The organism is Metabacillus sp. YM-086 (assembly GCF_048059995.1).
GTDB classification, from domain to species: Bacteria; Bacillota; Bacilli; order Bacillales; family Bacillaceae; genus Metabacillus; species Metabacillus litoralis_B.
The window spans coordinates 1-13,846 of sequence record NZ_JBLUOI010000102.1 but is presented as its reverse complement, the minus strand read 5'-3'; the positions used below and the strand labels follow the sequence as shown (position 1 = coordinate 13,846).

General features: G+C 32.7%; 12 protein-coding genes, 2 pseudogenes and 1 riboswitch. Of the genes and pseudogenes, 9 read left to right on the top strand and 5 right to left on the bottom strand.

What is annotated here, in order from left to right; genetic code table 11:
• Window positions 1–528: 528 nt before the first annotated feature.
• From ACEWK1_RS25010 to ACEWK1_RS24985, 6 genes are all read left to right on the top strand, one after another.
• On the top strand, window positions 529–774 hold the full coding sequence (locus tag ACEWK1_RS25010) for a spore gernimation protein GerQ (protein WP_416636757.1): 246 nt from the start codon (window positions 529–531) through the stop codon (window positions 772–774).
• A gap of 17 nt (window positions 775–791) precedes the next feature.
• Complete coding sequence (locus ACEWK1_RS25005) at window positions 792–1,160, top strand: spore coat protein (protein ID WP_416636756.1); 369 nt, start codon at window positions 792–794, stop codon at window positions 1,158–1,160.
• Window positions 1,161–1,178: 18 nt separating this feature from the next.
• Window positions 1,179–2,315 (top strand): zinc-dependent alcohol dehydrogenase, encoded by a 1,137-nt coding sequence (locus ACEWK1_RS25000; protein ID WP_416636755.1) that lies wholly within the window; start codon window positions 1,179–1,181, stop codon window positions 2,313–2,315.
• Between the two features lie 16 nt (window positions 2,316–2,331).
• A complete protein-coding gene (locus tag ACEWK1_RS24995; protein ID WP_416636754.1) occupies window positions 2,332–2,532 on the top strand; it encodes a hypothetical protein in 201 nt (66 codons plus the stop codon).
• An 18-nt stretch (window positions 2,533–2,550) separates the two neighbouring features.
• A complete protein-coding gene (locus tag ACEWK1_RS24990; RefSeq protein ID WP_416636753.1) occupies window positions 2,551–2,850 on the top strand; it encodes a spore coat protein in 300 nt (99 codons plus the stop codon).
• Window positions 2,851–3,274: 424 nt separating this feature from the next.
• Entirely contained in the window at window positions 3,275–3,823 is a 549-nt protein-coding gene (locus ACEWK1_RS24985; protein ID WP_416636752.1) for a CBO0543 family protein, read from the top strand.
• 503 nt (window positions 3,824–4,326) lie between these two features.
• Here ACEWK1_RS24985 and ACEWK1_RS24980 read toward each other — a convergent pair.
• The 4 genes from ACEWK1_RS24980 to ACEWK1_RS24965 all read right to left on the bottom strand — a co-directional run bounded on the left by ACEWK1_RS24980 (window position 4,327) and on the right by ACEWK1_RS24965 (window position 8,985).
• Window positions 4,327–6,309, bottom strand: a complete 1,983-nt coding sequence (locus tag ACEWK1_RS24980; RefSeq protein ID WP_416636751.1) for a methyl-accepting chemotaxis protein — start codon at window positions 6,307–6,309, stop codon at window positions 4,327–4,329.
• 432 nt (window positions 6,310–6,741) lie between these two features.
• Window positions 6,742–6,897 (bottom strand): aspartyl-phosphate phosphatase Spo0E family protein, encoded by a 156-nt coding sequence (locus ACEWK1_RS24975; RefSeq protein WP_212136211.1) that lies wholly within the window; start codon window positions 6,895–6,897, stop codon window positions 6,742–6,744.
• Between the two features lie 12 nt (window positions 6,898–6,909).
• Window positions 6,910–7,086, bottom strand: coding sequence for a Myb-like DNA-binding domain-containing protein (locus ACEWK1_RS24970; protein WP_212136210.1), 177 nt, complete (start codon window positions 7,084–7,086; stop codon window positions 6,910–6,912).
• Window positions 7,087–7,272: 186 nt separating this feature from the next.
• The gene (locus tag ACEWK1_RS24965; RefSeq protein ID WP_212136209.1) at window positions 7,273–8,985 is read right to left on the bottom strand and encodes a methyl-accepting chemotaxis protein; all 1,713 of its coding nucleotides are present in this window, start codon (window positions 8,983–8,985) and stop codon (window positions 7,273–7,275) included.
• Window positions 8,986–9,469: 484 nt separating this feature from the next.
• Here ACEWK1_RS24965 and ACEWK1_RS24960 point away from each other — a divergent pair, with 484 nt between their 5' ends.
• The 3 genes and pseudogenes from ACEWK1_RS24960 to ACEWK1_RS24950 all read left to right on the top strand — a co-directional run.
• Window positions 9,470–10,825 (top strand): helix-turn-helix transcriptional regulator, encoded by a 1,356-nt coding sequence (locus ACEWK1_RS24960; protein WP_212136208.1) that lies wholly within the window; start codon window positions 9,470–9,472, stop codon window positions 10,823–10,825.
• A 518-nt stretch (window positions 10,826–11,343) separates the two neighbouring features.
• Window positions 11,344–11,428: riboswitch (cyclic di-GMP riboswitch) on the top strand.
• Between the two features lie 65 nt (window positions 11,429–11,493).
• On the top strand, window positions 11,494–11,814 hold the full coding sequence (locus tag ACEWK1_RS24955) for a hypothetical protein (protein ID WP_212136207.1): 321 nt from the start codon (window positions 11,494–11,496) through the stop codon (window positions 11,812–11,814).
• Between the two features lie 847 nt (window positions 11,815–12,661).
• A pseudogene (locus tag ACEWK1_RS24950) lies at window positions 12,662–12,958 on the top strand (hypothetical protein); the annotation flags it as partial.
• A 331-nt stretch (window positions 12,959–13,289) separates the two neighbouring features.
• Here ACEWK1_RS24950 and ACEWK1_RS24945 read toward each other — a convergent pair.
• Window positions 13,290–13,487 (bottom strand): annotated as a pseudogene (locus ACEWK1_RS24945) (AraC family ligand binding domain-containing protein); the annotation flags it as partial.
• Window positions 13,488–13,846 lie beyond the last annotated feature (359 nt).

Here is a 13,846-nt window from a genome sequence, read left to right as displayed (position 1 = left end):
TTCAAAACCATTATGGTAAAAATTGGTATATCTAGAATGTACGGGAGTATTAATTACTTTCATTTATTTAATTGTTACATACTAGTATTTTTAATGTCCTAGTTTATAACTTGGATATTTCATAAATTATTTAGTCCTAATTTTTCTATAAGTATTAGTAAAAGTACTCAAAAAATTTGGGTACTTTCTTTATCTGTTATTCTTTATATCACTATTTATGAGCAATCTCACAAATTGTTCATTACTTGCGGATCTAATTGACTACCTCTACCAAATTCCATTATTGTAAGTGCTACTTCATGTTACTTTGCATCTCTGTTGGCCTTTTGGATGTTAATACTTCCTTCGCTAATTTCAGCAATTCGGTATCCATCATATGTTAAACAGCCTTTCGTTTTAAAATTATACAACCAATCTATTAAGTAACCTCCAATTTTTTTACAATTTATCACAAATAATTTTCAGGTTTTTTTATCCTATGTCGGGCAAAATACTCAAGTACTAAATTAAAAAGGAGGATAACTTTGAATGGATTCTCAAAAATTAGCTCCACACGAATCATTGGACTTACATGAAGTAATTAACTTTAAAACACTTTGTGTCGCAAAATCAAAGTTAATGCAAGGACTAGCTTTTGATCAAGACCTTAGAAACCTAATGAAAAAAGATGTTGATCAATCCATCCAGGCACTTAGTGAGTTACAAGCAATTTATCAACGCGCGCCTTTTGAAGCTCCTGTCCCACAAAATCGTCCAACACCAATTATCAACTGAAAGGAAGGTTATAAGCAGTGAACAATGACTATTTAGACCCGATTAATTCGCTACATGTTCCTGAGCTTGCAGACACGACTTTTGCAATGGATTTTCTTATCCGTGCAAAAGAGGCAGTTAGAAATACAGCTGTGGCTTTAACCGAAACCTCTTCACCTGACTTAAGAGCCATGTTGCGAAAGCAATTAACACAAAGCATCGCCATGCATCAAGAAATTACTGAGCTTATGATTGAGAAAAAATGGTTTCATCCACATGATTTAAAAGAGCAATATAAATTGGATCAGCTTTCTGCCAACAACACAATTATGGTTGGAAACATGAACCTATTTCCTGTTGAGACCAATCGAAAAGGTATGTTTGACCGTACACCCGATGAACATTAATACTGGAGGTTATATAGCATGAAGGCCGTCACATATCAAGGCATCAAAAATGTAGAAGTGAAAGAAGTCGAAGATCCAAAAATCCAAAAACCCGACGACATGATTATTAAAGTAACAAGTACGGCGATTTGTGGTTCTGATTTGCATTTAATCCATGGAATGATCCCAAATATGCAAGAAGACTATGTGATTGGGCATGAACCAATGGGGATCGTTGAAGAGGTTGGTCCACAAGTAACTAATTTAAAAAAAGGAGACCGCGTCATTATTCCTTTTAATATTGCCTGTGGTGAATGCCAATATTGTAAAAGCAACCTCGAGAGCCAGTGTGATAATTCAAATGATAATGGTGATATGGGGGCCTATTTCGGTTATTCCGGTACTACAGGTGGTTACCCAGGTGGTCAAGCTGAATACCTAAGAGTCCCTTTTGCCAATTTTACTCACTTTAAAATACCAGAAACCTGTGAAGAACCAGATGAGAAATTAAGTGTTATTGCAGATGCAATGACCACTGGCTTTTGGAGTGTTGATAATGCTGGTGTAAAAGACGGAGATACTGTCGTTGTTCTAGGATGTGGGCCAGTTGGCCTTTTTGCTCAAAAATTTTGTTGGTTAAAGGGAGCAAAAAGAGTAATAGCTGTTGATTATGTTAATTACCGATTAGAGCATGCGAAACGTACAAATAAAGTTGAGATCGTTAATTTTGAAGATCATGAGAATGTAGGAAGTTACCTGAAGGAAATCACAAAAGGTGGAGCAGATGTTGTCATTGATGCAGTAGGCATGGATGGAAAAATGACAGAAATGGAGTTCCTAGCTACGGGATTAAAGCTTCAGGGTGGTGCCATGAGTGCCATTGTTATGGCTTCTCAAGCTGTTCGTAAAGGAGGAACCATCCAAATTACAGGTGTATACGGTGGTCGATATAACGGATTTCCACTAGGAGACATCATGCAGCGTAATGTAAATATACGCTCTGGACAAGCTCCGGTGATCCACTATATGCCGTATATGTTTGATCTAGTTTCCACTGGCAAGATCGATCCTAGTGATGTAGTCAGTCACGTTCTTCCACTAAGTGAAGCGAAACGTGGATATGAAATTTTTGACACAAAAACAGACAATTGTATTAAAGTCGTACTAAAACCATAAGAAAGGAGATATCAGTATGGATTATGCTTTACATGAAGTGCTTGAAGTTCAGGAAATAGCCTCATTTAAAACAAACTGCTTAACCAAATCCAAAACGATGAGAGCTCTCGTATCCGACCAAGATCTAAAAGACATCATGCAGCAGGACATTACGATATCAAGTCGTCAGTTAGATGAATATTCTTCTATTTTATCTAAAGCACAAGGAATGCACTAGTTAGGAGATGAATAAAACATGAATTCAATCGTAGAAAATTTTACTGGCATGAATGCAATGTCTGATCAAGTCATAGCCACTGACTTATTGATTTCAGCAAAAAGTGGTGTTAGAAACTATGCAATGGCAGTTACTGAAGCAGGTACACCTGAAATTAAACACACTCTTACTCGCCACTTAGAGGAAGCCCTTGACATGCATGAAAAAATATCGAACTATATGGTCTCAAAAGGTTGGTACCATGCTTATGATACCAAGGAACAAATTCAACTTAATTTACAGAATATCCAGACAGCTATGAATTTACCGACCCTATAACCTAGTAGAGGAACTATTTTTATTATTAAAGAAAATAGTTCCTTACTAGGTTATAGTTTGAAGCGATTAACGAGCCAATTAAAATGCTTTCCCATTCCCCCATATTAATTTGTATTTTTATCTGTTCCTATATTTTCTTGTAAACTATTATGAAATTGCTTTAACCTTTCGATAGTGTTTCTCACGATAGTGGAGACCTATTCATTAATTCTTCGATCTTATTATATTTTAGTCCCTCCCCTACACACATCGTATGAATAAAAGCATCTTCTTTTTTTGTAAATTTATAAACCATTCCTGTATTAGATGCATTAATTGTTTAATATAACCAAAGCTTTTCACGCTCTGTAAGTTCATTTTTGTGAATATTCCTTCTGGTAATGGTTATTTTAAACATATTATAAAGTCATTGTAGGTGATGTAAGTGGATGCGCGCTTCGAAAACATGGATAAGATACGTTTATTAGAAGACCACCTTTATCGTTTAGATGTTAGAGGGTGGTTAGAGAATGAGTTTTTATCATGGGAATGGTGGATTTTACTGGTTTTTTTAGTTGTCCCTTGGTTTATATGGCTTAAATTCGCTAAAAGAGATTTGCTTGTAGAGTCATATCTTTATGGTTCAATTATTATCATCATCACAATATTGTTAGATACGGTTGGTTTACAATTTAGTTTTTGGGAATATCCTGTTGAATTTTTACCGGTTATTCCTCGTGCCTTTCCATTTGATGTCTCAATGGTCCCAATTGCTTTTATGTTATTATTCAATTATTTTAGAACATGGAAAACCTACTCCATCGCTCTATTAATTATCGCTTTAATCTACGCCTTTATCGGAGAGCCTTTTTGTGAGTGGATTCATTTAGTCTATTACATAAAGTGGAATTACCTTTATTCATTTTTGTATTACATAGTAGTTGGAATTGGTGTCCGCTCCTTAGTACTTACCATTGTTTCTTTGCAGAGGTAACCAAGGGATTGAAGCTTCTACCTCTGTTGATCCGAGAGGGATTCGAGCCCCCGACCCCTCCCCTGTCAAAATTGGGTGGGGAATTAATAGAGTTAAATAAGTATTGATATATCAACGTTTTTGGGTTGAGGTTGTTAAGTAAGTTAATACTTGAAAGTCTTAAGGATAATCCAGACTTATAAAATTATTGAGAGTGTAATGAATCATGTAAAGGAGATAGAGCCCACTGAAAAATGAGCTTTTTTAAATATCCTACCTAACATACCTGTTGAAAACAGATAACTGTACACTTCAACCATTTGCAGTGAGTCATTAGGTATATCTCCAGTGTTTGAGAGTTAAAGACTAGCTGCCTCTCCACCAAAGTATATCTTTAGCTACTATTGGAATCTTGTATGATTTAGGAAAAAATTAAGCGAAAAAAACACCCGAACAACACTTTTATTAATGTCTTATTCAGGTGTTACTAATTAAAATAATCTACTTATAATAAATAATAACTATTAATATTTAAACTTAGATATCAATAATTTTAATTCCTCTGCCATAAGTGACAAGGATTTGGCTGATCCCGCAATTTCTTCCATAGAAGCAAGTTGTTCTTCAGTTGAAGCTGCAACCTCTTCAGATGTAGCCGAATTACTTTTCGCAATAATCGATAATTCATTAGCCGTTGCATTAACTTCCTGTATACCAGCAGACATTTGCTCAGCTGTTGCTGAAACGTCTTCTATTTGAGGTGTAATGGATCTCATACTAGTAAGGATCTCATTAAATTTATCCATTGCCTCTTTAGAAATATCCATCCCATCTTCAACTTTACTCGTCACAAGAGACATAGTTTCTACTGAACTATTCGTTTCCTTTTGAATAACCTGGATTAATTCAAAAATTTGTTTAACAGATTCTTGGGATTGCTCTGCAAGTTTCCTCACTTCATCAGCCACCACTGCAAATCCTTTACCATGCTCTCCTGCTCTTGCCGCCTCAATGGCTGCATTTAAAGCTAAAAGGTTTGTTTGATCAGCAATACCAGTTATGACATCCAATATGGACGTGATTTCTTGTGAGCGTTCAGACAGGGATTGTATCATCCTATTAGATTCTGAAACAGATTCCTGAATAGAATGCATTTGTCCCATAGTATTTTGTAATGCTTTATTACCTTCCTCTGCTTGTTTAGTAGTATTATATGAAAGCTCTGCAACTTCTGAAGAACTCTCTGCAATTCTCGTAACTCCTACTGAAAGTTCCTTTAATGATTGAGAATTTCGCTCGAGTCCTTTTGTCTGATTATCAGCACTACTTGCGACTTCTTGAATTGAGGTTGCAACAAGGGAAGTTGCCGAACTAGTTTCCTCTGAACTTGCTGTTAATTCTTCTGAAGCTGTGGCAACTTGGTCTGCACTACTATCAACTTGTCGAATTAGAGTACGAAGATTAGACTGCATTTCATTAAATGCTTCGCCCAGTTTACCTATATCATCAGTCGATTTCATCGATATTTGCTCTGTTAAATCTCCACGACTAACTGTTATTGCTTTATCTTTTAACTCTTTGATCGGCTTAATAATGGAACGGATTATAACGAATACAATAATTGCTCCAAATAAAATTGCTATAACCAACACAATAGTTGTTGTTTGGAAGATTCCAGAGGTAGCTTGACTAAACTCTTCATCATAGATAGTACCCCCAATTTTCCAACCAGTAGTTTTATTGGTAACGAAATACATTCGTTTAGGATCACCTTCAAATGTGTAAGAAAAATTACCACTTTCTTTCTCATACAATTTCTCAAAAAATCTTTCGGTAGCTTCTGTTCCACCTTTAATTTTAGGGTGAGCAATGTATTTACGTGTATTATCTAAGATAATTGCATAACCTTCCCTACCAATTTCCATAGAATTAGATAAGTTTTGAAGGTGGTTTAAATGAACACTTACAGCTACAACACCTGATCCATCTTCTGTTGCTTTAGACACTGTAATAACTAAATCATCTGTTCCTGCAGCAACGTAAGGATCGGTGATAATAATTTCCCCTTTATTTTCCATCGCGTCGATATACCATGATCTCTCTCTTGGATCATAATTTGGGTCCATTGCAACTTTTGGTTCTTGAATAAACAATCCTTCTTCAGCGGTACCGACAAAAATGCTAGTTGCTTCAGGATGTAGCTCTGCATATTGGGCAAATTTTTTTCTTAACTCCGGACTATCCTCTCCATCATATGAAGATGATGTTAATGACTTAGAAAAAACGTTCATGTCATTTATTTTGGGGAGAATCGTACTCTCAATACTAGAATTAAGCATGTTTACACTTTGAATCGAAGCATTTGATATTTCTTTTATTACGGCATCTTTAGCAGATATATAGGCTAATACTCCTATACTAAGTGATGGGATAATTAAAATTAATGAAAATGATAAAATTAGTTTTGTTTTAAAATTACTGAAAAATTGTTTCACTTTCTTTCCCATAAGACTTTTCCCTCTCAACTCATATATTATTATATTAAATTGGTGAAGAACCACCAATGGAAAGTGTCAAACTTCCTCGAAATCTGTCGATTTTATAAGCTGATATACCTATATTAAAGCACAAAAATAGTAATTGGTCTATGGAATCACTAGAACATACTACTCAGATGTATTTATTCGAAAGATTTTATTAATAAGAACCTTTATATATAATATAAATTACGACATTCCCTCAATCGAAGATATAATAATCTAGTTCGTTCAATTTCTAAACGACTTTATAGAATTTAAACAACTTTATCACCACTCAACATTTGGTGTATGCACCAATGGTATACACGCTTCGCTCACTTTAAAAACCGCATGTAAAAAAGAGTAAGACTCACCCCAATTTAGATTTCCCAAGACAAAATCTGTCGTCACAAGAACTTGTTAATATACTTTTTGAAATGCAACAATCAACCTATCTAATTTTTGACTAAGCTTTACTGTTCTTTCATTTTGTAATCCATATTTTAAAACAGTTTGCAACATTTCTTCACGTACTAATTCTATGTTGTTTGACAGTTGTTCCTTAATATTCTCCATATCAATTCTCCTTTATTGAGAAACAGCATACATGTTTAGATATTTTATTTTTCTGTACCTTTTTTCAACACTTAAAGGAGACCTTTCCATGATATCAGCAATTTCTCTATACTTTTTACCTTTATTTCGTAAATTTATTAATTTAAAATCTTCTTTTGTTGTCCAGTGTTTATAGGTTCTCATTTTCATCTCTTTTATTAACCCCCATAGTTAAAAACTATCTGTATACTATTAACAGCTTTATCAAATAGCGTTAATCCATCTGATCAAGGAAATTTTTAGTCTTGCACTCCAAAATCATCGAAAGTTCTTAGAGAATTACCCTTATAATAAACACGAATATAAACCATGAGGGATATTCTTCCTCGCCCCTTTTTATTTTAAAGTCAATCCATTTCTAATTTTGAATTTGCTTACAGTATTTTTTAATTCAGATGCTATTTTTGATAAGCTTGTAGCAGAAGCAGAGATTTCCTCCATTGAAGCTAATTGTTCTTCTGCGGATGCAGCTACACTTTGGCTGTGCTTAGAGGAATCTCTTGAAATAGTTGTTATGCCTGTTACAGTTGCGGATACTTCTTGAGTACTAGCTGACATTTGTTGAGCAGTTGCTGCCATTTCATCAACCTGTTTCCCCATTGCATCCATTGATCCTAATATTCCATCGAAACTTGATTGTGTCTTAGACACAATACCTAATCCATTCTGTACTTCTTGTTTAACTTGCTCCATCGAGTTGTTAGAATGAGTCATATCATTTTGTATTTGTACAATTAATTCAGAGATTTGGTTAGCTGAACTTTGAGACTGTTCAGCTAGTTTTCTAACTTCATCAGCCACTACAGCAAATCCCTTTCCATGTTCCCCTGCACGTGCCGCTTCAATTGTAGCGTTTAAGGCTAATAGGTTTGTCTGATTAGCTATATCTGTTATTGCATTCGTAATATCACCAATTTGCTTTGATCTTTCATCCAACAATTTAATAACATGACTGGTTTCATTAACTGAAGAATGGATAGTGTTCATTTGTTCAGCGGTTTCTTGAACATATACTCCACCTTGTTTTGCACGATCACTAGCTTCCACGCCAGACTCTGCCAGTAATGAAGAACGATCAGCAATGTTTGCAATCCCTATGGATAATTCCTCAAGAGCACGAGCACTTTCTTCAACACTTTGTGTTTGAGATTCTGATCCATTTGCAATTTGTTGGATTGAATCTGTAATATGTTCTGTAGCCTTACTAGTTTGTTCAGCTCCAGCAGTTAATTCCTCTGAAGAAGATGCGACTAGTTCTGAGGATTTCATAACATTTTGGATCAAATCACTTAGGTTTTCCTTCATATTATTAAAACTTTTCGAAAGATCACTTAGTTCATCACCAGTTTCATCAATAATAGTTGTAGTAAAGTCACCGTATCCTGCATTTTCTAATGCTGATGAAATAGTAGTAAGTCGTTTAGTTAATCCTCGTGTAAACCATAAAACAATGAAAGTAGCAATTATAATGATAGTAATCACTAAAATTAAAAATATTGTTAAAAAAGAGGACAATATATCATCTATAATTGCTTGTGGGGCTCCTACATAGAGAATACCAATTGCCTCTCCATTTTTATCTTTAATTGGCATATAAGCGGTTTGATAGGTTTGCCCAGCCACAGTTGCTTGACCATAATAGTTATTGCCTTCTTTTAGCACAGCATCTGCGACTTGATGTGACACTTTTGTACCAACAGCTCTATCTCCATTAACTCTCACATTAGTTGCGATTCGTGTATCTCCTTGAAATATTGTTACAGTATCCCCAGTATCTTGCCCTATTTTATCAACAGCTTCATAGTTATCATTGAATGATTCATCACCTTTAAGTAATTTTCCGTTATCAATATGCCACTCACCTGGATACTTGTTGTTAATATAACGTTCACTTAAAGCAAGATCCCCTTTTGCTTTTTCAATTGCAAATGTTTTTATACCATCTGTAACTTCCCGAACAACTACAACGCCTATTACAATAGAAAGTAACAGGACAATACCCAAAACAATAAGGTTTATTTTAGCCCCTAATTTTAAGTTCAATTTCATAAATGAATTCCTCTTAAACATGCTTTTCCCTCTTTCCGCCTTTTATAAGTGCTTACAATACAAGCTCAATAAGTCTTCTGATAATTAATATCCCAACAAAAAAACACTTTCTTACTAGACGTATCCCGTTCTAGAAAGGAAGTGTTTTAGTGTTTTAGCAGGTACGCTACTAAAATTCCTAATTCTCCTTAATAATAAGTAAAGTAATGTTAATAAGCGACAGGTTCACTGCTCTACATCAGACATTAGACCTTACAATTAAAGTGACTTTTGAACTATTTGTTTGAATTATAAATTAAATTATAGCATCAACAAATAAAATTTCAACGTTATTTTTTAAAAAAAATACAAAAAAATTCATTTATTCTTATAAATAGAGTAATTCTTTAACACAAGAACACACTAAGATTACGATTATTATCATAGACATAGTAAAATAGTATTGATATTTACTTTGATCAGGAAATGAAAAAGGAGAATTTATATGAGCAATCAAATACCTAGACATAACAACATCGGAGAAAAAATAAGAGCGAAAAGAAAAGAAATAGGTATGACCTTAGGAGAATTAGCTAAGGGAATTTGTTCTGTTGGCAAGTTAAGTAATATAGAAAACGGGAATACTCCTGTATCTAATCAGGACTTAAATCAGTTTAGTGAAAAACTAAATACACCCATAAGTTACTTTTCTGATCCGAACATTAATGAAAGGTTAAGAGAAATTGACTATCAAATACAAAAAATTAAAGATTTAATTGGTCTAAAACAATGGCATTATGTAGAAAAAGAACTCTCAACTTTTAAGAACAAAATTGATACTTATCAAATTAAAAGTAGAGATATTGATTATCAATTCCTTAATGGAATCTATTGTTTAAGAAAAAATAATAATAAAAAAGCAGAAGAATACTTATTAAAAGTAATTAATTTGGAAGAAAACAATAATTACAATTTACGCTTGAAATTAAAAGCATATAATGCGATCGCAAGTATTTGGTTCGACGAAAAAAGGATATCTAAGAGTTTAAACTTACTTGACAGAGCTTTGGCTCTCTCAAATGAAAGTCCTACTATTACAAAGGAAGAAAGAGATAACATATATTTTAATCTATCTATCCTTTATCTCTATATTGGATCCTATTCAAAAGCTCTAAAGAGTATAAATAATGTCAATCATCATTTAATTTATCCTCTTGAAACAGAATATATTAATTTACTTATTAGATATCTAGAGAATATAAAAATTGGGGATATTAGAGAAGAATTGCTCTTATTAAGAGAAAAACTTCATCTAAAGAACGATAAAGAGGGAATTTTTAGAGGCTGGGCTTTAACTATTTATACTATTATGACTTCTTATCCAGAAGCAGAATTAGCTACTAAATTAAAAGAAATATTTTGGATTGATGCTGAAATGGTTTTTCAAATGGATGAATTTAAAGAAACTAGTTTATCCATATATCAATTAGGAATCTATGTTTTATTAGAAAACAGCCCTGATATTCAATTTATCAAAAAATTAATTAATAAATCAAAAACTATTCTTGCTGATATAGACTGTAAAATAATTCGCTCTAGAAACTTTTACTTAGAAGGCAAATTTTATAAAAACCTATTGAATGATACCAATAAAGCTCTTTCTCTATTTTACAATGCTTTGGATCTTTTGGAAAATGACTATGAAGGTCTTTTGAAAGCCGATATTCTTTATGAAATCTGTAGAATTAAGGCAATAGAAAGTGAGGCAATGACAGCACTTGAATTATACCACGGTCATTTAGAGAGTCAGTTTTTGTTCACTCACTTTCATGAGTTAACTTTACCTTCGTTTAAATTTTAAAATAGTAAAATTTATTCATGAGATATAAATGGATAAAGTAAAGGTTAGTCATCATATATGACTAGCCTATTTTAATCAGCCAAGACCCTATGGTTAATTGAACACAATTGTCCATTTTTATATAGAAAGACTCTACCGTAAAGATTGTCGATTAGAGTTGAGCCTTTCTACCTTACGGTTAATTGTGCTCCACCCCCTCATAGAACCGTGCTTGGCACTATTAATGCACACGGATCCTCTCAGTTATCATTCATCTCTTATCTAAATTCATAAATATATAATATATACTTTAATACTAGGTGAAGGCAGTGAGTACTTATTGAAAAATAGCTTGAACTTATTCCACGTAAAGGATTTTCTTTGACTTCTTCTATTGAGCTAATTAATAAATTCACGATTTTTATTCCGAATTCTGACACTTGGTAGATTATCTGTGATGCAATAATAGTAAATTAGAAATTATTTATTTGTAGATTTTTGTTGAAATATAGTATAAAAGTCTTTAAAATCCAATGTATGGTTGAAAAAGGCAAACTTGCCGAAAGGTAAGGACGCAAAGCCACGAGTCTAAAGTCTTATGACTATGACAGTCGGGTTGCCAAGATAAATAGCTTAAGCTTAATTGAATATCTATTGGTAACCCCTTTTTATTAAATGGAGGGGATATAATGAAACGTACTGAAATACAATTGGCAATAAAAAAATTCAATCAATTGTTAACTATTTACCCGGATAACAAAGATTCAACGTTTTACTTTTTGAATTTTTTAAAACAGTTTCTTAGAATTAAAAGTCCAAAATCCGAACTTTGTCTAGTTTCATTTATTACAATTTTAAAACACGAAAGACCTATTATTTTCTATGAGTTTCGTAAACGTGGAGAGTATGACAACGTTATTAACTTTATGATACATCTTACAGTAGTAGACTACGAAAAGGCAAAGAATGACATAAACAACATGTCAATAAATAGAACAAGTGTAAATTAAGTGCTTATCCTTTAATACTGAACCTTCGAGAATAAGCTATTGTTTCTTATAAAGGTCAAGATTAAAGCTTGTTAAGTTTATTCCTAAAAAAATAATAAGGATTATAGCCCTATTATTGTAAATACTAAATATATGTTGTTCAAAGCAAATTTTTCCCCCAGAAGGGAAAAAGGTTTAAGTTGAAAAGTGATGTTTCTATTTTTAAGTAAACTTTCCAAACTTGACTTTACTGTTTTGCAACTTGCCATATTATTATTTTTAATAACTAACAAAGTAGCAAAGAGTAAGTTATTTAATTCGATTGTCGACTAGTCCACTGTCCATCTCAAAATAAAATATGTTGAATATACTTTTAATGAGTATCATCTTCAATATTCATCGTAGTATGTCACCTTGGAAGAGTGACTTATTACAAACTTTTTTCTCCTTTAGGGCTATTATTCGAACGATGGGTAATAGCCTTTTTCTGTGTTTAGACAATATAAGATTAACTATTCAAAATTTATGAGTTGTATTTATCAGATTTGGTAAAAATAACTTCATAAATTGTTGAGGAGATTTTTACTATGGATAAACAATAACAGAATAAAATTGATGAATTACAGAAAATAGACTTACTTCATTCAAAAGAATGGTTAAACTATTGGCAAGATTACTCGTCATTTAGTCATTGGCAATTCTGGGTTGTTTTAGCATTATTAATTATCCCGTTAATTTTTCTTTTAATTTTTATAAATAAAAGAAAAGCCTTATTATTGTGTTTCTATGGTTATAACGTTCATGTTTTTTTACCTATGTTGATGTATTTGGTGCAAGCAAAGCATATTGGTTTTACCCATATAAAGTTCTTCCGATTCTCCCTGCAAGCTTTACGTTAGACGTATCATTTGTACCAGTTACTTATATACTTTGGTATCAATTGATCTTAAAACACAATAAGAATTATTACTTGTATATGTTTGTTTTGTCCTTATTCTTTGCTTTTATTTTCAAGCCATTATTAGTTGCTGCTGAGTTCTTCCAATTAAATGGAGGAGCAAATTTTTTTCACCTTTTTATAGGTTATTATGTCGTAGCCATATGCTCAAAATTAGTTACAAACCTTTTTATTTATCTACAAAACTTGTCAAAGAACCATCACTGAGAGGGATAACACCCTCTTTTTTATTAATTTTTTATCCATATTGTTTATGTCGCTTTTTTTAGTCTATACCTCCTCAAAAAAACTTCTATCTATTAAACAAGGCGCTTCTTATTGCTGAAGAGTGATGATGGATATTGAACTAACACTACACTAGTTCGATAAAGTTTTTAACCTCTTCCACGGTTATTCTTTATCACTTTATAAATGAGAAAAATAGCTAAAATACTTAATAAAGAAAATATAATAATTTTAATAATCCCTTCTTGTCCATCAAAGAAACCACCAAAAGGACTTCTTATTTCATATTCTGCTTCTCTATATGCCTTTATATATTGACCATCCGAATATCACCGGTACCTATTACATATTCTTTGTTCTTACAAGATAATCGTCTTTGTCCACTCTCTATAAACCCAATCACATAATATTCATGGAAGTGGTTCGGAAACTTTTGCATAATGCCTTCAAAACGATATGCTTCTACTTGTAAATCATGATCAAAACGTACTGTTCTTTCTTCTTGACCCATACAACCAACCTCCTTTTGATTTCCGATAGTTAGTGTAACACATTTGATTAAGGCACTCTTGTAAGATATTGACTAATAAAAAATGGCATGGCAGATTAAAAAACTGCTACACCATTCGCCTTATTAATATTGAATCTACATCTATTAAAGTGTCTTAATGACACCCATAAATTTCTTTATCCTGTTTTTTCCCTTATACTACCTTTCTTCATTGGAAAACTAAAAAAATTATTTCTTTCAAGAAAAAATAGTTACCTTATTCCTTAAAATGGCCTTTTACATAAAAAACATTCATGATCTTTCGCTCTCAACCCAGGAATGAAAATAGAGTTCTCATCCCATAATGTTGATACCGCAAA